Here is a 20,935-nt window from a genome sequence, read left to right as displayed (position 1 = left end):
GTGCGTTAGGGATGGTAGTGGAAAGCCCACAGCGATAGCGAGGACTTGTAATGGATAGCCCGACCCAAGCTTAGGCGAAGTAGTTGGAAGGGTAACGCCATGAAAGATAAGTAAAAGAAAAAGTAATAAAAAAGAAGTCTCTATTGGAGATTTAAGGAAATGAAAGTAACAGACCACATAAAGAATGCTAACGGAAAGACTTTATTTTCGTTTGAAGTTATACCACCAAAAAAAGGTAAGAATATTCAGGATTTATACGACAATATAGATCCGTTAATGGAGTTTAATCCGCCATTTATAGATGTAACAACATCGCGTGAAGAGTACGTTTATATTGACCGAGGCGATGGCTTGTTGGATAAGCGTATTACGCGTATGCGTCCGGGAACGGTAGGTATTTGTGCGTCTATTATGCATAAGTATAAGGTTGATGCCATTCCACATTTATTGTGCGGTGGGTTTACCAAAGAAGAGACCGAATACGTTTTGGTGGATTGCCATTATTTGGGGTTGGATAACGTTATGGCCTTACGTGGCGATTCGATGAAAGATGAGGCGTATTTTAAACCATCAAAAGGAGGAAATGCTTTTGCTAGCGAATTGGTTGAGCAGATTGCAAACCTTAATAAAGGGCAATATTTGCATGATAATATTGAGGTAGAGCATAAGTCGGATTTTTGCATTGGCGTGGCTGGTTATCCAGAAAAACACATGGAAGCCCCGTCGTTAGAAACCGATTTAAAGCGTTTAAAAGCAAAGGTTGATGCTGGTGCCGATTATGTGGTTACCCAAATGTTTTTCGATAATCAAAAATATTTCGATTTTGTAAAAAAAGCTCGCGAAAAGGGCATTAATGTGCCTATTATTCCGGGTATAAAACCATTGGCCGTTAAGCGTCATTTACAATTGTTGCCGCAGGTTTTTAAAATAGATTTGCCTCAAGATTTAATCGACGCGGTTGAGGATTGTAAAGACAACAAAGCTGTTCGACAGGTGGGTATTGAATTTGCCATTCAGCAATCCAAAGAATTGTTAGATTTTGGTGTGCCCGTATTACACTATTATTCTATGGGCAAAAGTGATAACATTCAATCTATTGCTTCGGCGTTGTTCTAAATATTCCTTTACATTTGTGGTATAGAAAGCCCATCATGAAGTTATTTTATACCTACGCTTTATTTTTTTGTTTCGGTATTGTTTTGGCTCAAGATAAAACGCATACAACGTATGTAGATGTTAATTATTTTAGAGGTAATATCGCTTTGCACAATAATGAGATTCTGCATTTAATAAAAGGACATCCAGAAGGCGCTATTATAGGTTGGAACAAAAAAACATACGGATTTGAGGCGTGGGAACAACGATTTAACTATCCCGATTATGGGGTGTCGTTCGCATATCAAAATTTAAAAAATGATGTGCTGGGGAATAACTATTCGCTTTATGCGCACTACAATTTTTACTTTTTCAAAAGAAATTTGATGTTCCGAATCGGGCAGGGGCTAGCCTACAATACCAACCCTTACCATAAAGAAAACAATTATAAAAATGTAGCCTTTGGTTCGACCTTTATGAGCAGTACGTATGTGATGCTCAATTATAAAAAGGAAAGGCTATTTAATAAGTTTGGTTTACAAGCAGGTTTTTCATTAATTCACTATTCCAACGCTAATGTAACCTCCCCCAACAACGGAACAAATTCTGTAACTCTTAATGTCGGGTTGAATTATAGTTTGGACAAAGATGTCCCCGAATACCAAAATACGATTGATAAAAAAGATGATCGAGCCTTTTCGGAACCCATAAAATATAATTTAGTTTTTAGAAGTGGAATTAACGAAAGCGACATTATTGACAGCGGGCAATTTGCCATGTACGTCGGCTCTGTTTTTGCTGATAAGCGTATTAATAAATCGAGCGCTTTGCAGTTTGGTGCCGAAGTGTTTTTTTCAAACTTTTTAAAAGAATTAATTTATTACGAAAGTGTCGCCTTTCCTGAAAAAAAAGTCTCGGGTGATGAAGATTACAAACGCGTTGGCGTATTTGCGGGGCACGAGTTGTTTATAAATAAGATATCGTTAATCACCCAATTGGGCTATTATGTGTATTATCCGTTTGATTTTGAAGGAAGAACCTATTTTAGGTTAGGGTTAAAACGTTACATAAATAAAAAATGGTTTGGAGTGTTATCCTTAAAGTCGCATGGCGCTCGAGCCGAAGGTGTTGAATTGGGTATTGGTGTACGCTTGTAATGATGAAAAAGTTAATTTACATATTCGGTTTAATAGTATTGTTGTCGTGTGATAGCGAAAATGCTGGTGACTGTTTTCAAAAAACTGGCGCGATTGTTCAAAAGGAAGTGGACTTAAGCACTTTTAATAAAATTTTGGTGAATCGTGATGTTGAATTGATAATTTCTGAAGGTACAGAACAGCAAGTTGTTATTGAAACAGGGAAAAATTTAATGAACGATGTTACGGCAGAGGTTATTAAGAATGAACTCATTTTAACCGATAATAACAGCTGTAATTACATACGCGAATATGGTACTACAAAAGTATTTGTTAGCTCTCCAAATATCACGCAAATACGAAGTTCAACGCAGTACGATGTTAGTTCGGAAGGTGTTTTAACCTATCCTGATTTAATGATTCTTTCTGAAGATTTTGGAGCGCCCGATTCTTTTACCATTGGCGATTTTAGATTGGAAATTGATAATAGCAATTTTTCGGTAGTGTTCAATAACTTGTCGGTTTGCCATATTTCAGGAGCGACAGATAACTTGTCGGTGCGTTTTGCAGCAGGGAATTCACGTTTTGAAGGCCAGAGCCTTGTGGCTCAGAATGTTTTTGTAGATAACAGAAGCTCAAATGATATGATAGTTAACCCCCAACAAGAACTAAAAGGAACAATTAGAGGAGTGGGCGACGTTATTTCGGTTAACGAGCCGCCCACTGTTGATGTTCAAGAACTTTATAAAGGTCGGTTAATTTTCGAATAACCTGACTGACTGTTTGGCTATTTCCAACTCTTCATTTGTTGGAATAACCAGTATTTTAGTTTTTGAGTTTTTACTGCTTATATCATGTGTGCCGTTAGCACGGATTTTATTTTCTTCCTTGTCTAATTCAATACCCAAGAAATCTAAATCTTGACATACCAATTCACGTATTAAACTAGAATTTTCACCAATTCCAGCAGTAAATACAATGGCATCCAAGCCGTTTAAAATAGCGGCGTAGCTTCCAATATATTTTTTTATGCGGTAGGCGTTCATTTGTAAAGCTAGTTCACATTGTTTGATGCCTTTGTCAGCTTCGTCTATAATATCCCTTAAATCGCTAAAACCTGTTAAGCCCAGCATACCACTTTTCTTTAACAAGAGGGTGTTTACATCGTTAAGGTCGTAGTTTAATTTATCGGCTAAATAGAAAGCAAATGCGGGATCAATGTCGCCAGAGCGCGTGCCCATTATCAGTCCGCCCAACGGCGAAAAGCCCATAGAGTGGTCAACACTTTTTCCGTCTTTTACTGCAGTCATGCTACAGCCATTTCCTAAATGTATGGTAATGATTTTTGATTTCGGTTTTTCCAGATATTCAATAGCCTTTTCTGAAACAAATTTGTGGCTAGTGCCATGAAATCCGTAAAGTCGGATGTTGTATTTGTCTGAAAATTCATTTGGAATAGCATATTTATAAACATGCTCTGGGATAGATTGATGGAACGCTGTATCGAAAACCGCTACTTGTTTGGCATGAGGGAAAATTTCTTCGGCCACTTCAATACCTTCTAAATTGGGTGGATTGTGCAAAGGTGCCAATGTTGATAGTGCTTTTATTTTATCTTTTACCTCTTTGGTGATTTCGGTGGTGTCGCTAAAATGTTTTCCACCGTGAACCACACGATGCCCAACAATATCAATTTCATCTGAAGAAGCAATAACGCCTGTTTCTTTATCCAATAATTGATCGGACAAAAGCTTTAGTCCGGTTTTATGGTTGGGTATTGAAGTAGTTGTCTCTATTTTTTTACCATTGGTTTTGAACGTAAATTTACCATCATCTAATCCAATACGTTCAATTAAACCCGAGCACAAAATGGTTTTTTCGGGCATTGAAAAAAGTTGAAATTTTAAAGAGGAACTTCCTGAGTTTAAAACGAGTACTTGCATGTTTTTATAAGTCTTGAGCTTGAATAGCGGTTATAATTACGGTGCTGTAAATGTCGTCTGCAGTACAGCCACGGCTTAAATCATTAACGGGTTTGTTGAGGCCTTGTAGCATGGGGCCAATAGCCAATGCGCCAGTTTCACGTTGTACGGCTTTGTACGTATTGTTTCCTGTGTTTAAATCGGGGAAAATAAGTACGCTGGCTTGACCGGCAACTTCAGAGTTTGGTAATTTACTTTTACCAATACGCATATCTACAGCCGCATCATATTGAATAGGTCCTTCAATTTTAAGTTCGGGCGCTTTTGCTTTCGCTATTTCTGTTGCTTCCCTAACTTTATCAACATGCTCACCTTTTCCGGATGAACCTGATGAATAAGATAACATGGCCACTTTAGGTTCAACACCAAAGTTTAACGCGGTTTGTGCCGATGAAATAGCGATTTCTGCCAACTGTTCGGCATTTGGATTTGGGTTAATGGCACAGTCGCCAAAAATGGAAACGCGATCTTCTAAACACATGAAGAATACAGACGAAACAATGTTAACACCTGGTTTGGTTTTAATAAATTGAAGTGCTGGGCGTAATGTGTGTTGGGTGGTGTTTACAGCACCCGAAACCATACCGTCTGCATGGCCTTTGTAAATCATCATGGTGCCAAAATAGGACACATCAGACATGGCATCTCTTGCCATATCCATGTTTACGTTTTTGTGCTTACGCAGTTCGTAAAAGGTTTTTACGTAATCTTCAAAATGTGGTGATTTTGTGGGAGATACGATATTAACTTCATTCAAATCCAAAGGGATATCAAGATTTTTAACGCGTTCTGTTATTTTATCTTCTTCGCCAATTAATGTTAAATCGACCACTTGAGCGTGAATTAATCGAGCTGCAGCACGTAAAATACGTTCGTCGTGTCCTTCAGGTAAAACAATATGTTTTTTGTCTTTTAGGGCACGTTGCAATAAATTATATTGGAACATTCGTGGCGTGAAAATACCCGACTTAAAAGTAATCAGGTCGTTGGCTAGTTTATCTGTGTCGATGTGTTTTTCGAAAGAAGCAATGGCGGTTTCAATTTTTTCAACGTTATCGGCGTAAATTCTTGTTTTAATTTTTCCAATTTTATTAGTAGTTGCAAAAGTTCCTTCCTTAACGCTTATTATTGGAATTACGCTAGACAATCCTTCAACTAATTTTAAGATGGTGTTTTCAGGAATTAAACCACCCGTTAGCACAATACCAGCAACTTTAGGGTAGTTTTTAGAAATATGTGCCTGCATACCTCCTAAAAGTATATCTGCTCTATCGCCAGATGTAATAATTAAGCAGTTGTCTTTTATGTGATTTAAAAAGTTACGTAGTTGCATAGCTCCTAAAATGGAACTGTCAACCTGGTTATTTAGTAAATCTTTACCATGTAGAACTTCGCCATCTACTTGTTTGATAATCTCTTTAATCGTAGGGTTTGCTAAACTTGGAATGTTGGGGATTACCGAAACATCTGTGCCTCCTGAAATTCTTTCTTTTAATAAGGCTTGTAAGTCGTTTACAGAATTAGGGGCTACCTTATTTGCCATAATGGACAATACATCTACTTCTTCCCTAAAGGTGTCGTACGCCAACTGAACGTGGTCTACCACCTCTGAAACCATTTTGCCATCGCCTTGGCATACTATAATGACTGGTAAGCCAAGGTTTTTTGAAATAAGAATGTTAATGTCTAATTCCAAACTCGAATTTTCATGTGAAAAATCGGTGCCTTCCACCAAAACAAAATCGAAATTTTCCTCAAGATATTTATATTTTTTGATGATTTCATCAATAACATCACCCGCTTTACCTTTATTGTATAAGTTAAGGACTTCGTTTCTTGTAAACGCAAATGTTTTTTTGTAATTAAGGTCTATTTCAAAATGGGAGAGAACCGTATTGATATGGTTGTCCATTTCACCATCCTCGGTATCTTCAATAATGGGCCTAAAATATCCTACTTTTGCTGTTTTCCCTAGGAGCATTCGCATTAAGCCCAATACAACAACAGACTTTCCGCTGTTGGGTTCTAATGTTGCTACATAAATTCCTTTACTCATATTAATCTTGTTTTTTTTCAGCAGTTTAATCGATTACACAAATTGAAAAAATACTGAACTTGAATTGTTTTTTAATTTAACGCTGACAAAATTAAGGCGTAAACCCTTTTCCAAAGATGACAATTGTCATTCTTGAGGCTTATTTTGATTAATTGGATGTTAAATCTTTGAAAAGCGACTCCAGACTTGCGTTTTTTTGATTGAGCTGAAGTATCTTCAACTGGTTGTCATGAGCAAAATCGAAAACATGGGAGCGCATGTCTTCAGATGTTTTAAAAGTTATTTCGTAAATAAACCCATGTGTATTGGCAACGCTTTTTACTTTAGGCAGCTTTAGCAAAAAGGCATCTTCCACGCGGTAATCAAATTCTACAATAACTACTTGTTCTTTTTCATCCCGCAAATCTTTTAGTTTTTTATCGGCCACAATTTCACCTTTGTTGATGATGATAACACGGTCGCACATCGCTTCAACTTCCTGCATAATGTGTGTGGAGAGAAAAACGGTTTTTTTTTGTCCTATGGATTTTATCAGGTTTCTTATGTCAATAAGCTGATTGGGGTCTAAACCTGTTGTGGGCTCGTCTAAAATTAAAACTTCGGGGTCGTGCAAAAGCGCATTGGCCAATCCAACACGTTGGCGATACCCTTTAGAGAGTTGCCCAATTTTTTTATGCGCTTCGGGCGTTAACCCAGTAAGTTCAATCACTTCTTTGATGCGCTTTTTGTCAACACCATATATACTGGCATTAAATGCCAAATATTCTTTAATGTATAAATCTAAGTATAGCGGATTGTGTTCTGGAAGGTAACCAACACTTTGCTGCACTTGCTTGGCATTATTGTTAACATTGTAACTATTTACTTGTGTATCTCCGTCATCAGCATTTAGGTAAGTGGTCAAAATTTTCATCATAGTCGATTTTCCAGCACCGTTAGGGCCCAAAAAACCAACAATTTCCGGTTTTTTAACCTTAAAAGACACGTTGTTTAACGCTTTTTGATTACCATAAGTTTTAGAAACACCTTGAACTTCAATAGACATATTTAAAATTGTTTCTTCAAAAATAATGATTATCTAATGCAAAGTAGCATTTGCTTAAAAATCTTTAAATCTTTGCAAAAAATAACAAAAAAGATTTTAATGTGTTTTTATTTCTTAAAATAATATTTACTTTAGCGCCGTAATTATGACAGCAACAGTATATTATACATATTTTAACAACTATTTCTTTTTTAGCGGAAGAAACGAGGCGTTGTATGTATAATTTATAAACATAAATTTCAATATGAGTCTCGATGAAAATCGGGACTTTTTTTTGTCAAGAATTGGTTGAAAAACATTTAAAATTGAACATTAATTAAAATAAAGTAATACGGTGATTAAAACGGTGGCCATACAAGGAATCAAGGGGTCTTTTCATCATATTGTGTCGCAGCAATTTTTTGAAAATCCTGTAGACTGTATCGATTGCTTAACTTTCGATAGGGTGGTCGATGCGCTTATCACCAAAGAGTGTGATGCGGCTATTATGGCTCTCGAAAACTCTATCGCAGGTTCTATTATTCCAAACTATGCTTTAATTGATAAGTATAAGTTACATATTGTTGGCGAGCATTATTTGGATATTCAGCACAATTTAATGGTGTGGCCCGGTCAAAAGATTGAAGACATTAAAGAAGTATACTCGCACCCCATGGCCTTGTTGCAGTGTAAAGAGTTTTTTAAACAATATCCGCACATAAAATTGGTTGAAGATAAAGATACGGCCGAAGTTGCCGAGCGCATCCGAAACCAAGAATTAAAAGGGATAGGAGCCATTGCCAGTACGACGGCCGCCGAGATTTTTCAGTTGGATGTTTTGGCCCATAGCATACAAACCATAAAACACAACGAAACGCGTTTTGTTATTGTAAAGCGTGTTAATTCTGAAGTTCCAGAAAGTGAAATTAACAAGGCTTCGGTTAAGTTTGAAGCCAACCACAAACGCGGCAGTTTGGCAACTATATTAAACGTAATGAGTGATTGCAGGTTAAACTTAACAAAAATACAATCATTGCCCATTGTTGAAAAGCCATGGAAATATGCCTTTTTTGTTGATGTAACGTTCGAAACTTACGACGATTTTAAAAAAGCAAAATCGTTAATAGATATAATGGCTGATGGCTTTAAAATTTTAGGGGAATATAAAAATGCCAAGTTATGATAGAGGTAGCAAAAAGGTTACAAACCGTTGAAGAATATTACTTTTCAAAAAAATTAAGAGAAGTAAACTTGTTGATAGCCAACGGCAAGCCCGTAATTAATTTGGGTATTGGGAGCCCAGATATGCAGCCTCCAAAGAAGGTTATAGATGCTATTTTGGAAAGTTTCAATAATCCAGGGGCCCATAAATACCAAAGCTATCAAGGCTTGCCAGAATTGCGAGAGGCGATGGCTAAGTTTTATAAATCGAATTTTTCGGTAAACTTAAGTCCCAGCTCCGAGATTTTACCATTAATGGGAAGTAAGGAAGGCATTATGCACATTTCTATGGCCTATTTAAACGAGGGCGACGAGGTGTTGATTCCAAATCCAGGGTACCCAACTTACCAATCGGTTACCAAATTGGTTGGTGCTAAAGGGGTGCTTTACGAACTGGATGAAGCCAATAATTGGCTACCCGATTTTGAGGCCATTGAAAAACAAGATTTGAGCAAGGTAAAATTGATGTGGGTAAACTATCCGCACATGCCAACAGGAGCCAATGCAACAAAATCGTTGTTTGAAGCTTTGGTAGCTTTCGGGAAGCGAAACAATATTTTAATTGTAAACGATAATCCGTACAGTTTCATTTTAAACGATGCTCCAAAAAGTTTATTGAGCGTTGATGGTGCTAAAGAGGTTTGTTTAGAGCTTAATTCGCTAAGTAAAACCTTTAACATGGCGGGCTGGCGTGTAGGTATGGTCGTTGGCGATAGCGTTCATATTTCAAATATTTTAAAAGTGAAAAGTAATATGGATTCTGGTATGTTTTACGGTATCCAAAAAGGGGCTATCGAGGCTTTAAAATGCTCAAGTATGTGGTTTGCTACATTGAATAATGTGTATCAGGAGAGGCGGCAATTAGTGTGGAAATTAGCTGAAGCACTAAACTGTACATGCGATAAAAATGCATCCGGATTGTTTGTATGGGCAAAATTGCCTTCCCATTTAAAGGCCGAAGCGTTTATCGATAAGGTGTTGAAGGAGAATCACATTTTTATCACTCCGGGAACCATTTTTGGAACCCAAGGAGAAGGTTATATTAGGTTTTCGCTTTGTGCACCAACCGAAGTTTTAGAAGAAGCCATAGAAAGATTGCAATAAATATGAAAAATATATACGCCATAGGAGTTGGATTAATTGGAGGTAGCTTGGCTATTGACATCAAAAAGAATGACCCTAGTGTGGTTATTCATGGCGTTAGTAGAAAGCAAACCACACTCGATAAGGCTTTGGAGCTCAGTATAATAGATAAAAAAGCTACGTTAGATGATATAGAAAATGCCGATTTGGTAATCGTATCCATCCCCGTTGATGCCACGGTTAAACTGTTGCCTACTATATTAGATAAAATACCCGATACCGCTTTAGTTGTTGATGCCGGTTCTACAAAAGTAGATATTTGTAGAGCAGTTGAAAACCACCCCAAGCGAAGAAACTTTTTGGCTATGCATCCTATTGCAGGAACAGAACATTCGGGGCCAAGTGCTGCTATGGAAGGTTTGTTTGTGGGCAAAACCAATATTGTCTGTGAGGTGGAAAAAACAACCTTCAAACTGCAAGAAAAAGCCTTGAAGTTGTTTGCCGATATAGGTATGCGTATTCGATATATGAATCCCGAGGCACACGATAAGCATATTGCCTATGTGTCGCATTTATCGCATATCAGTTCGTTTATGTTGGGTAAAACGGTTATTGAAAAAGAAAAAAATGAGCGTGATATTTTTGACATGGCAGGCAGTGGATTTGCATCAACGGTGCGTTTGGCAAAAAGTTCGCCAGAAATGTGGACACCCATTTTCGAACAAAATAAAACCAATGTTATTGAAACACTTGAAGAATACATCTCAAACTTGTCTCACTTTAAAGACATGATGAAACAGAATGATTTTGACGGTATTTTCAATGAAATGAAAAACACCAATCACATAAAAGATATTTTAAAAGGAATTAGTTAAGAGTAAAATTATGGAAAACACAAAAGAAATGAGAGCATGGTTGGATGATTTAAAACTGGATCATCCTTTAGTAATTGCAGGGCCATGTAGCGCCGAAACCGAAGAACAGGTTTTAAAAATAGCCCATGAGCTAAAGGATACCGATGTAAACTATTTTAGAGCGGGTATCTGGAAACCCAGAACACGCCCGGGAAATTTTGAAGGCGTTGGTGCTTTAGGATTAAAATGGTTACAAAAGGTAAAAGCCGAAACTGGTATGAAGGTGTGTACCGAGGTAGCTAATGCAGCACACGTAAAATTGGCTTTAGAACATGATATTGATATGTTGTGGATCGGGGCGCGTTCAACAGTAAGCCCGTTCATTATGCAAGAAATTGCAGATGCATTGGAAGGTACCGATAAACCAGTTTTGATTAAAAATCCAGTAAACCCAGATTTATCATTGTGGTTGGGTGGTATTGAAAGAATTTATTCTTCTGGAGTTAAAAATATTGGAGCCATCCACAGAGGGTTTTCAACATACGAAAAAACAAAATACAGAAACAACCCAGAATGGCAATTGGCTATTGAGTTTCAAAATAAATTTCCAGATATTCCTTTAATTAGTGATCCTTCACATATTACAGGGAAGCGCGATATGATTTTTGATGTGTCGCAAACGGCTTTAGACTTGAACTACGACGGGTTAATGATTGAAACACATTACGATCCAGATAACGCTTGGAGTGATGCTGCGCAGCAAGTAACACCATCTAGTTTGGTACAAATCATGAAAGATTTAAAAATTAGAAAAGAAACAGATTCTGAAGCCGCTTACAATAAAGCATTAGAAAACCTAAGAGCGCAAATTGATGTGGTTGATAACCAAATTATCGATTTGTTAGGAAAGCGAATGAAAGCAGCTGATGGTATTGGCGAATTGAAAAAGAAGAAAAACGTTGCTGTTTTACAATCTAAACGTTGGAATGAGATTTTAGGTAAAATGGTATTGGAAGGAGAAGAGCACGGTTTAAGTGAAGAGTTCATTTTAAGAATGTTCAAAGCCATTCACCAAGAGTCGATTAATCATCAAGAAAAGATTATTAACGGTTAGTAATAATTTTAGTAAAAAGGCTCGCAATTGCGAGCCTTTTTACTTATAATAGTGAACTTATTTATTTCTCTTGAAAATATATCGAGTAATAAAAATACCTTGATTATCATCTTTGCCGGCATCACTCTCTACAGCACTGGTAACAAAAGCCAGTTCCCAACCTTCTTCAACCATCGTATTTATTTTAGAGCTAACAACAGCATCGTTAGCCGCTATATTTTGAAAACGGATACCAGCTATATTATAAAAGTTCAATAATTTGGTTTCTTCAAAATCTTTAACGCGTATGTCTTTTCTGTTTGATTTGTTTCGAGAATTATCATCTTCAGTTTGTTCTGTTGTGAATTCTTTGTAATCCCGTTCTTCTACAGAAGAAATTATACGGGAGCGCCCCATCCCGCTAGGTACAATAGACTCAACACTAGTAATTACTTTATACTCAGTCTGAGCGTTAGTTTCAATAAAGTTAAATAAGACAATTACTGATACAATTAAAATTTTTTTCATACTGTTTGTTTTTGGTTTTAATGTCTAATATAATATTTTTCTTAACTTGAAAAGTTGTTAATTTGCAACATAATTGTTTTAAATGACAGGACGCGTTTATAAATCTACAGGTAGCTGGTACACGGTAAAAACCGATTCAGGCAACACTTACGAGTGCCGTATAAAAGGTAAGTTCCGTATAAAGGGTATTAAAAGTACTAATCCTATTGCGGTTGGCGATGTGGTAGATTTTGAGTTGGAAACCGATAACAATCAAGAGTCGGGTATTATTTACAATATTCAAGATCGCAAAAACTATATTGTTCGTAAATCGGTAAACCTGTCAAAACAAACACATGTTATTGCAGCCAATTTAGACTTGGTTTTTTTAATGATTACCATTAATAATCCGCCTACGTTAACGAGTTTTATCGACCGGTTTTTGGTTACGGCCGAGGCTTATTCGGTAAAAACCGTACTGCTTTTCAATAAAATTGATGCTTACGATCAAGATACCCTAAACGAAGTCCGTTATTTGGCCCATGTGTACCGAAAAATTGGATACGAATGCATTGGGGTGTCGGCAAAAACAGGAAAAAATGTCGACAAGGTTAAAGCCTTAATGCTGAATAAAGTAAGTATGTTTTCGGGGCATTCAGGAGTTGGAAAATCTACTTTAATAAATGCCATTGAGCCCAGTTTGAATATTAAAACCAAAGAAATTTCAACACTTCATATGCAAGGGCAACATACCACTACTTTTGCAGAAATGTTCGATTTAAGTTTTGGGGCAAAAATTATTGATACGCCAGGAATAAAAGGTTTTGGTGTTGTTGATATGGACAAAGAAGAAGTGGGCGATTATTTTCCGGAGTTTTTTGCGCTTAAACAAGATTGTAAATTCAATAATTGCCTCCATATAAACGAGCCCAAATGTGCCGTTAAAAATGCATTGGAAGGAGGCGAGATAGAATACTCTAGGTACCGTAGTTATTTGCAGATTATTGAGGGTGATGAAGAAAATTATAGGATTGATATTTGGGATAAAGAATAAATGAAAGTCGTAATACAGCGTGTTACAAAAGCAAGTGTAACCATTGAAGGAGAGAAAGTAGCCTCTATTAACCACGGAATGTTGGTTTTGTTGGGGATAGTAAACGATGATACCCAAGAGGATACAAAATGGCTTTGCAATAAGTTGGCCAACCTTCGTATTTTTAATGATGAAAACGGTGTTATGAACCGGTCTGTTAAAGATGTAAATGGAGACGTAATTTTGGTTAGTCAGTTTACACTTCATGCAGCAACAAAAAAAGGAAATCGACCGAGTTACATTAAGGCAGCGAAACCAGACGTGGCTATTCCGTTATATGAAAGTTTTGTAAAACAACTTGAAATAGATTTATGCAAAAAAGTACAAACCGGTGAGTTTGGTGCCGATATGAAAGTGGAGTTGCTTAACGATGGTCCCGTTACTATCATTATTGATTCCCAAAATAGAGAATAATGGCATCAATTTTCGGTCATAGTGCTGTTGGGTTTACTTTGGCTAAGTTGATGGATTCAAAAAACTCTAAATGGCTACTTTTGGTGGCTATATTCTCAACAATTTTACCAGATTTTGATGTGCTTGCCTTTAAATTTGGTATCCCTTATGAGCATCCTTTTGGTCACCGTGGTTTTACCCACTCTATTCTTTTTGCATTAATATAGGCTATATTAATGATGTTTGCTTTTGGTAAAAGCCGTAAGTTATTATGGTTTTCAGTGGTTTTTTTATCCACACTATCGCACGGTTTTTTTGATGCTATGACATCTGGAGGTGAGGGGGTTGGATTTTTTGTTCCCTTCGATAATAACCGTTATTTTTTTGATTTTAGAGCGATTAAAGTGTCTCCTATTGGGGAATAAAAGTGCTTTTTAGCGAAATTAAGTATATTATTTTCCCATGTTTTCTTATATTGGTCGTAAGATTTTTACCCTTAAAATTTAAGGGTCAGAAAAATACTAAAGAATGATAAAACTCATCTTTTTTCTTTAGGAGACTTTTTATTTTTAGCTAAACTATACTTATGCGATTAACTTTTTTGCCCAAAATCCTTGTCTTTTTTACTGTTTTTCAGTGTTTTTCCCAAGATAATTTATATACAAGTCTAACAGTTCCTCCTTCACTATCAGAGCACGCCAATGCAGTTATTAGGTTAGATGATGTTCTCATTAACCTAGAGTCTACAGACGAAATGCTTATCCGTAGGAAGCGCATCATAACCGTTTTAAACAAAGCGGGAGACAAAAGTGTTGATGCTTACATGCACTATGACGATAATGTGAAAATAAAAGACTTAGAAGTAAAGGTCTATAACAAGTTTGGTGCTAACATTAAAAGAATAAGAAAAAAAGATTTTAAAGATGTAAGTGCTGTTGATGGCGGTACGTTATATACCGATTCTAGGGTAAAATACCTGGAATATACGCCAACAGATTATCCATATACTGTTGAATTTGTTTGCGAAATCCAAACCACTAACACGGCCTTTATTCCGCCCTTTGTTCCAGTTACCGATTATTTTGTTGGTGTAGAAAATAGTCGCTATGATATAATTTTTCCAGAACATATTAAAATTAGAAAAAAGGAAAAAAACCTTGATGGCTTTAGTGTTCATAAAGAGGAAATGTCGAGAGAATTCATCTATCAAATTAAAAATTTGAAATCGTTCAAGCCAGAGGAGTATAGTCCTTCAGTAAACGACCTTGCACCAAAAGTTTTGTTCTCTGCCGAACAATTTACCTTAGAAGGGGTGGCTGCCGAAGTTAAAGACTGGGATTCTTTTGGAAAGTGGATGTACCATGATTTAATAAAAGATACTTACGATTTGTCTGAAACAACAATTAAAAAAGTCCAGGATTTGGTTAAAAACGAAACTAATGATATAGATAAAGCTAAGAAGATTTATCAATATGTTCAAGATAAGGTGAGGTACATTAGTGTGCAAGTCGGTATTGGAGGTTGGAAACCCTTTAGGGCTTCAGAGGTTGATGCACTGGGTTATGGCGATTGTAAGGGATTAACAAACTATACCATGTCGCTTTTAAAGGCTGTTGGTGTTGAGTCAAATTACAGTGTTATATATGCAGGACAATCCCAGCGAAGTTTGGAAAAAGATTTTGCTGCCATGCAGGGTAACCATGTGATTTTATCTATTCCAAACGACGGCAATACAATTTGGCTTGAGTGTACCAGCCAAAAGCTTCCATTTGGTTTTATTGGCGACTTTACCGATGATCGGGATGCCTTAGTAATTACTCCCGAAGGAGGAAAGATTAAACACACAAAAAAATATACAACCCAAGAGAATTCACAAGACATAAAAGGACGCTACACTATAAACAGTAATGGAGGAATAGAAGCCGAGGTACAGTTAATATCAAAAGGGATTCAATACGATGATAAATACTGGTTGGAAACAGAAACAGAACGTGATTTGGATATGCATTACAAAAAAAGGTGGCGGTATATAAACAGCATAGCAATTAATAGTATGGCTATCGACAATGATAAATCGTCGATAGCCTTTAACGAAAAAATAAGCTTTAAGGCTCCAAATTATACCAAAAAAGCGGGCAATAGAATGTTGCTAACGGTAAATGCTTTTAATAGAAGCACACATGTACCAGACAGGTACAGAAATAGAAAATATCCATTAAAGATTAGACGCGGTTTTGTTGATATTGACCATGTTGAAATTACTTTACCTGCTAATTACATTTTAGAGGCATTGCCAAACGATATAACGATTGAAAATAAATTTGGAAGTTATAAGACCACATTTGTTAAAAAGGATGAAACAAAGTTAATTTATCGCCGAACATTTATAGTTAACGACGGTGAATATCCAAAAGAAGACTATAAGGCCTTTAGGGAATTTTATAAAGAAGTTTCAAAAATGGACAATGCTAAAGCGGCATTGATCAAGAAAGAATTATAAAAACTTATACTAAACATGAAAACCATTACCATGATTATTGCACTGTGTTTTTGCATGCCAGTGTTGTCTCAAAACTATAAATTCGGTAAAGTTTCAAAAGAAGAATTACAGGAAAAATTTTATCCTCTAGATTCATCTGCAAGTGCCGCTTATTTGCATAAATACAGACGAACATTTATAAAGTATAGGCAAGAACAAGGCTGGTATATGGAAACGGAAGTGCGCGAACGCATAAAAATATATAATAAAGAGGGTTTTGAATATGCTACAAAGCAAATAGATTTACATGTTAGTGATAATGAAGAAGAAGAGGTTTCTGGATTAAAAGCCTACACTTACAATTTAGTGAACGGGAAAGTTGAGGACGAAAAATTGGATAAGCAAAGTGTTTATGAAACAGAAAAGTCTAAGTTTAGAAACCAGGTGAAGTTTACTATGCCCAATATCAAAGCAGGTAGTGTGGTTGAGCTAAAATACAATGTGATTTCGCCGTTTTATTGGTATGTTGATGATTTTCTTTTTCAGCACGATATTCCAGTCAAAAACTTATATGCCAAGTTTGAATCTCCAGAATATTTTAATTTTAAAATAAACACTAAAGGCTATTTATTGCTCAAACCCGTTTATAGTAAAGAGCGTGGGACTGTTCAATTTACTATAAAATCAAGAGGGACAGGTGTGTCTAATAGTGGGACCAAATTTGGGCGTTCAGAGTTGTCTTTTGTAATCAATACTACAACTTTTGAGTTGAAAGACATCCCTGCCTTAAAAGATGAACCTTATGTAAACAACATTAACAATTACCGCTCAACTATTGAATATGAACTTTCTTATACAAATTTTCCGCAATCTCCATTAAAATATTACAGCACTACATGGGAGGATGTGGTTAAAACCATTTATAAGAGTTCCAATTTTGGAAAGGAATTAGATAGAAAAGGATATTTTGAGAGCGAAATAGATGCTTTAACGGCCAATACTTCCAGTGCAATGGAAAAGGCTGCTTTGGTTTATAACTTTGTTAAGTCGCACGTAACGTGGAATGGATATTATGGCAAGTTTGCAGATTTGGGCGTTAAAAAAGCCTTTCAAACAAAATCAGGAAACGTTGCCGATATTAATTTAATGCTCACCGCCATGCTACGTTATGTTGGGCTAAATGCCAATCCTGTTTTGATAAGTACAAGGCATAACGGAGTGCCTTTATTCCCAACGATAGATGGGTATAATTATGTAATAACAGCTATTGAATCACCCCAAGGCAATATATTGTTGGATGCTACAAACCAATATGGTACGCCCAATGTCTTGCCGGTTAGGGCATTGAATTGGGAAGGTCGAATTGTGCGAAAGGATGAGAGTACTTCAACTATTGGGCTGTATCCAAAATCAAAATCTCAAAATTCTGTATCAATGATGGTAAATTTGGATAACAATGGAGCCTTGGAAGGAAATATCAGATCCATTAAAAGTAGCCATTCTGCCATGTCCTACAGAAAAAAATATCTGGAAACGAATCAAGATCAGTTTTTAGAAGATTTAGAAAATAAATTTGAAGGTATTCAAATTGATGCATTCAAAGTTAAAAACGATAAAGATTTTTCTAAGCCAGTTATGGAATCTTTTAAATTTTTAATGGAAAGTCAGGCCGATGTCATAAATGATAAAATATACTTTTCTCCACTTTTTTTCTTAAGGTCGAAAGAAAATCCATTTAAATTGGAAAAGCGTGAGTTTCCGGTAGATTTTAGTTACCCAATAAGTAAGAAGTATATGGTTATTATTAATCTGCCAGAAGGCTATAAAGTAGAATCTGTTCCAGAACCAGCGGCTATGATGTTGCCCGATAATTTAGGAGTATTTAAGTATAATTTACAAGCCCAAGGTAAAAAAATTCAAATAATTGTTGAAGAAGAAATTAACCAAGCCATTATCTCACCTATTTATTATGAGGCTTTAAAAGCGTATTTTAGCAAACTCGTAGAAAAAGAATCAGAACAAATAGTATTAACTAAAGCATAATGGATATAAAAAACGCCCAAAAAGTAGTTGACAATTGGATTAACGAGCATGGAGTTCGCTATTTTAATGAACTTACCAATATGGCACAACTTACCGAAGAAGTAGGAGAGGTAGCCCGGATAATTGCTCGTCGCTACGGCGAACAAAGTGAAAAGGAAAGTGACAAGGACAAAGATTTAGGTGAAGAATTGGCTGATGTGCTTTTTGTGGTTTTGTGCCTGGCTAATCAAACTGGTTTGGATCTTCAGGCTGCTTTCGACAAGCGCATGGATAAAAAAGCTAAACGGGATCACGATAGGCACCATAATAACGAAAAATTAAAATAAATTATAAGTATCTTTGGGCGCTTCTATTAAAGAAGCGCTTTTTTTGTGTACTCGACCATTTTGGGTATCAAACTTGTTAATTTTTTATAATGAATTTTACGCTTCACAAATCGCAACTAGCAAACAAAAAATCGAATATAACCATAACAGGCTCAAAAAGCGAATCGAATAGATTATTGCTTTTGCAAGCGCTTTATCCCGAGTTTAAATTAGAAAACGTTTCAAACTCAGACGATAGTAATTTAATGACAAATGCACTATCTTCCGAAGGAAAAGTGGTTGATATCCACCATGCCGGAACAGCCATGCGTTTTTTAACCGCTTATTTCTCCATTCAAGAAGGAAGGGAAACGATTCTAACAGGGTCAAAGCGTATGAAAGAGCGACCTATAAAAATTTTGGTTGAAGCATTAAAAGAATTGGGCGCTGAAATAAGTTATGAAGAAAATGAAGGGTTTCCGCCCATAAAACTTAAAGGAAAAAGGTTGGCTAAAAATAAAGTGTCGTTAAAGGCTAACGTTAGTAGTCAGTACATTTCGGCATTGTTGCTCATCGCTTCCAAATTGGAAAACGGTATCGAGTTAACTCTGGAAGGTGAAATTACTTCAGTTCCTTATATAAAAATGACCTTGGCTTTGCTGGATGAAATTGGTGTGGAATCTTCTTTCACCGGAAATTTGATTTCAGTAAAACCCGTTTCAAAACCCTTAAAACCAAAAACCTTGGTCGTGGAGTCTGACTGGTCTTCGGCATCCTATTATTTCAGTATTGTAGCGCTTTGCGAGCCTGGTACGGAAATTACGCTTTCATCATACAAAGAAAACTCATTACAAGGCGATTCTTCATTAGTCGATATTTATAAACACTTTGGAGTGTCAACGGTTTTTAAAGGCAACACCGTAACTCTAAAAAAGGAGGAAAAAGAATTGAAACCTCTAAATTTAGATCTTGTAAATGCCCCCGATATTGCCCAAACTATTGCTGTAACGTGTTTTGCATTGGGAGTACCTTGTGATTTAATGGGGCTTCACACATTAAAGATCAAAGAAACCGATAGACTCGTGGCCTTAAAAACCGAAATTGAAAAATTAGGTGGCGAAGTAAAAATCACTAACAAGTCTTTACATCTTTCAGCTTCGAATACTATTAAAGAAATGGTGCCTATAGCAACCTACAACGATCACAGAATGGCTATGGCCTTTGCGCCTTTGGCGCTAAAAACAGCTTTGATTATCGAAGATGCCATGGTAGTTTCAAAGTCGTACCCTACATTTTGGGACGATTTAAAGTCTATAGGATTTAAAATAAGCAAATAATAATCACCCATTTACTTGACAACCCCTGTATTCAGGTTGTATATTTGCAACTTTATAAAAATATATATAAATGAAATTATCAAATTTTGGTTTCGATTTACCGAACGAATTATTAGCAGAATATCCAGCAGAAAATAGAGATGAATCGCGTTTAATGGTTTTGAATAGAAAAGAACAGACTATTGAACATAAAATGTTTAAAGATTTAATCGATTATTTTGATGAAGATGACGTATTAATTCTGAATAATACCAAAGTATTTCCAGCGCGATTGTACGGAAACAAGGAAAAAACCGGGGCCAGAATTGAGGTGTTTTTGTTAAGAGAGCTTAACGAAGAGCAACGCCTTTGGGACGTATTGGTTGATCCAGCCAGAAAAATAAGAATTGGAAACAAACTTTATTTTGGTGAAGACGAATCGTTAGTTGCTGAGGTTATCGATAATACAACATCAAGAGGACGTACGCTACGATTTTTATACGACGGGTCGTACCGAGAGTTTCGATTAAAGCTAAACGAACTGGGAGAAACACCGCTTCCAAAATATATAAAAAGAGATGTAGAACCAGAAGATGAAGAGCGTTACCAAACCATCTTTGCTAAAAATGAAGGAGCTGTTGCGGCACCAACGGCAGGACTTCACTTTTCAAAACATTTATTGAAACGTTTGGAGATTAAGGGGGTAAACTTTGCCGAAGTAACGTTGCACGTTGGTTTAGGAACATTTAATCCTGTTGAAGTTGAGGATTTGTCCAAACATAAAATGGATAGCGAAGAGCTAAAAATTGATTCAAAAGCTGTTGAAACAGTTAATACCGCTAAAATGGAAAAACGTCGTGTTTGTGCGGTGGGTACAACGGCTATGCGAGCGATAGAAAGTGCAGTGTCGTCAAACGGTATGCTTAACGAATTTGAAGGGTGGACCAATAAGTTTATCTTCCCACCTTACGATTTTAGTATCGCCAACTGCATGGTTACTAATTTTCACACACCAAAGTCAACCTTGTTGATGATGGTTTCGGCCTTTGCCGGTCACGATTTTATAAAGCGTGCTTATGAAGAAGCTGTTAAAGAAAAATATAAATTTTACAGTTATGGTGATGCCATGTTGATTCTATAATGGAATATTAATTGTAATTTATAAAAACGAAAAGGCTGCCTTTAAACTTGAGGCAGCCTTTGTTGTAATTATATTTTTGAATAAGCGTTTCCGATAGGCAATTAAGGATACGTT

19 protein-coding genes are annotated in these 20,935 nt (G+C 36.3%); 15 read left to right on the top strand and 4 right to left on the bottom strand.

What is annotated here, in order from left to right; genetic code table 11:
• The first annotated feature begins 159 nt into the window (after positions 1-159).
• Genes metF through GSB9_01469 form a run of 3 tightly spaced genes read left to right on the top strand, consistent with a single transcriptional unit; the run spans position 160 to position 3,001 of the window.
• Positions 160-1,116, top strand: coding sequence for a methylenetetrahydrofolate reductase [NAD(P)H] (metF, locus tag GSB9_01471; GenBank protein ID UKM64913.1), 957 nt, complete (start codon positions 160-162; stop codon positions 1,114-1,116).
• A 35-nt stretch (positions 1,117-1,151) separates the two neighbouring features.
• Positions 1,152-2,252 carry an acyloxyacyl hydrolase gene (locus GSB9_01470; protein ID UKM64912.1) on the top strand — a complete coding sequence of 367 codons (1,101 nt, stop codon included), beginning with the start codon at positions 1,152-1,154 and terminating at the stop codon, positions 2,250-2,252.
• 2 nt (positions 2,253-2,254) lie between these two features.
• Entirely contained in the window at positions 2,255-3,001 is a 747-nt protein-coding gene (locus GSB9_01469; GenBank protein ID UKM64911.2) for a DUF2807 domain-containing protein, read from the top strand.
• On the opposite strand, the gene GSB9_01468 is transcribed toward GSB9_01469, so the two are convergent.
• From GSB9_01468 to gldA, 3 genes are all read right to left on the bottom strand, one after another.
• Positions 2,987-4,174, bottom strand: coding sequence for an acetate kinase (locus GSB9_01468; protein ID UKM64910.1), 1,188 nt, complete (start codon positions 4,172-4,174; stop codon positions 2,987-2,989). The genes GSB9_01469 and GSB9_01468 overlap by 15 nt on opposite strands.
• 4 nt (positions 4,175-4,178) lie before the next feature.
• Positions 4,179-6,269 (bottom strand): phosphate acetyltransferase, encoded by a 2,091-nt coding sequence (gene pta, locus GSB9_01467; protein ID UKM64909.1) that lies wholly within the window; start codon positions 6,267-6,269, stop codon positions 4,179-4,181.
• Positions 6,270-6,417: 148 nt separating this feature from the next.
• Positions 6,418-7,314 carry a gliding motility-associated ABC transporter ATP-binding subunit GldA gene (gldA, locus tag GSB9_01466; protein ID UKM64908.1) on the bottom strand — a complete coding sequence of 299 codons (897 nt, stop codon included), beginning with the start codon at positions 7,312-7,314 and terminating at the stop codon, positions 6,418-6,420.
• A gap of 334 nt (positions 7,315-7,648) precedes the next feature.
• Here gldA and GSB9_01465 point away from each other — a divergent pair, with 334 nt between their 5' ends.
• From GSB9_01465 to GSB9_01462, 4 genes are read left to right on the top strand one after another with little or no spacing between them, the layout of a single operon-like run.
• The gene (locus tag GSB9_01465; protein UKM64907.1) at positions 7,649-8,476 is read left to right on the top strand and encodes a prephenate dehydratase; all 828 of its coding nucleotides are present in this window, start codon (positions 7,649-7,651) and stop codon (positions 8,474-8,476) included.
• Positions 8,473-9,618: an aminotransferase class I/II-fold pyridoxal phosphate-dependent enzyme gene (locus GSB9_01464; protein ID UKM64906.1), complete on the top strand. Its 1,146-nt coding sequence runs from the start codon at positions 8,473-8,475 to the stop codon at positions 9,616-9,618. The genes GSB9_01465 and GSB9_01464 overlap by 4 nt, the downstream gene beginning before the upstream one ends.
• 2 nt (positions 9,619-9,620) lie before the next feature.
• Positions 9,621-10,472, top strand: coding sequence for a prephenate dehydrogenase (locus GSB9_01463; GenBank protein UKM64905.1), 852 nt, complete (start codon positions 9,621-9,623; stop codon positions 10,470-10,472).
• A gap of 10 nt (positions 10,473-10,482) precedes the next feature.
• Positions 10,483-11,565, top strand: a complete 1,083-nt coding sequence (locus GSB9_01462) for a bifunctional 3-deoxy-7-phosphoheptulonate synthase/chorismate mutase type II (GenBank protein UKM64904.1) — start codon at positions 10,483-10,485, stop codon at positions 11,563-11,565.
• A gap of 57 nt (positions 11,566-11,622) precedes the next feature.
• Here the strand turns inward: GSB9_01462 and GSB9_01461 are convergent, their stop codons facing one another.
• Positions 11,623-12,072: a hypothetical protein gene (locus GSB9_01461; GenBank protein UKM64903.1), complete on the bottom strand. Its 450-nt coding sequence runs from the start codon at positions 12,070-12,072 to the stop codon at positions 11,623-11,625.
• 82 nt (positions 12,073-12,154) lie between these two features.
• On the opposite strand from GSB9_01461, the gene rsgA reads away from it, so the two are divergent.
• The 8 genes from rsgA (at position 12,155) to queA (ending at position 20,821) form a co-directional block, all read left to right on the top strand.
• A complete protein-coding gene (gene rsgA / locus GSB9_01460; protein UKM64902.1) occupies positions 12,155-13,105 on the top strand; it encodes a ribosome small subunit-dependent GTPase A in 951 nt (316 codons plus the stop codon).
• Positions 13,106-13,558, top strand: coding sequence for a D-aminoacyl-tRNA deacylase (gene dtd, locus GSB9_01459; GenBank protein ID UKM64901.1), 453 nt, complete (start codon positions 13,106-13,108; stop codon positions 13,556-13,558).
• The gene (locus GSB9_01458; protein UKM64900.1) at positions 13,558-13,764 is read left to right on the top strand and encodes a metal-dependent hydrolase; all 207 of its coding nucleotides are present in this window, start codon (positions 13,558-13,560) and stop codon (positions 13,762-13,764) included. Before dtd ends, GSB9_01458 begins: the two co-directional genes overlap by 1 nt.
• A gap of 359 nt (positions 13,765-14,123) precedes the next feature.
• Entirely contained in the window at positions 14,124-16,037 is a 1,914-nt protein-coding gene (locus GSB9_01456) for a DUF3857 domain-containing protein (protein UKM64898.1), read from the top strand.
• Between the two features lie 15 nt (positions 16,038-16,052).
• Entirely contained in the window at positions 16,053-18,059 is a 2,007-nt protein-coding gene (locus GSB9_01455) for a DUF3857 domain-containing protein (protein ID UKM64897.1), read from the top strand.
• The gene (locus tag GSB9_01454) at positions 18,059-18,385 is read left to right on the top strand and encodes a nucleotide pyrophosphohydrolase (protein ID UKM64896.1); all 327 of its coding nucleotides are present in this window, start codon (positions 18,059-18,061) and stop codon (positions 18,383-18,385) included. Before GSB9_01455 ends, GSB9_01454 begins: the two co-directional genes overlap by 1 nt.
• A gap of 89 nt (positions 18,386-18,474) precedes the next feature.
• The gene (locus GSB9_01453; GenBank protein ID UKM64895.1) at positions 18,475-19,701 is read left to right on the top strand and encodes a 3-phosphoshikimate 1-carboxyvinyltransferase; all 1,227 of its coding nucleotides are present in this window, start codon (positions 18,475-18,477) and stop codon (positions 19,699-19,701) included.
• A 70-nt stretch (positions 19,702-19,771) separates the two neighbouring features.
• Entirely contained in the window at positions 19,772-20,821 is a 1,050-nt protein-coding gene (gene queA / locus GSB9_01452; protein ID UKM64894.1) for a tRNA preQ1(34) S-adenosylmethionine ribosyltransferase-isomerase QueA, read from the top strand.
• Positions 20,822-20,935 lie beyond the last annotated feature (114 nt).

Source organism: Flavobacteriaceae bacterium GSB9 (assembly GCA_022749295.1).
In the GTDB taxonomy this organism is placed as follows: Bacteria; Bacteroidota; Bacteroidia; order Flavobacteriales; family Flavobacteriaceae; genus Flavisericum.
This window is presented reverse-complemented; position numbering and strand designations above follow the sequence as displayed.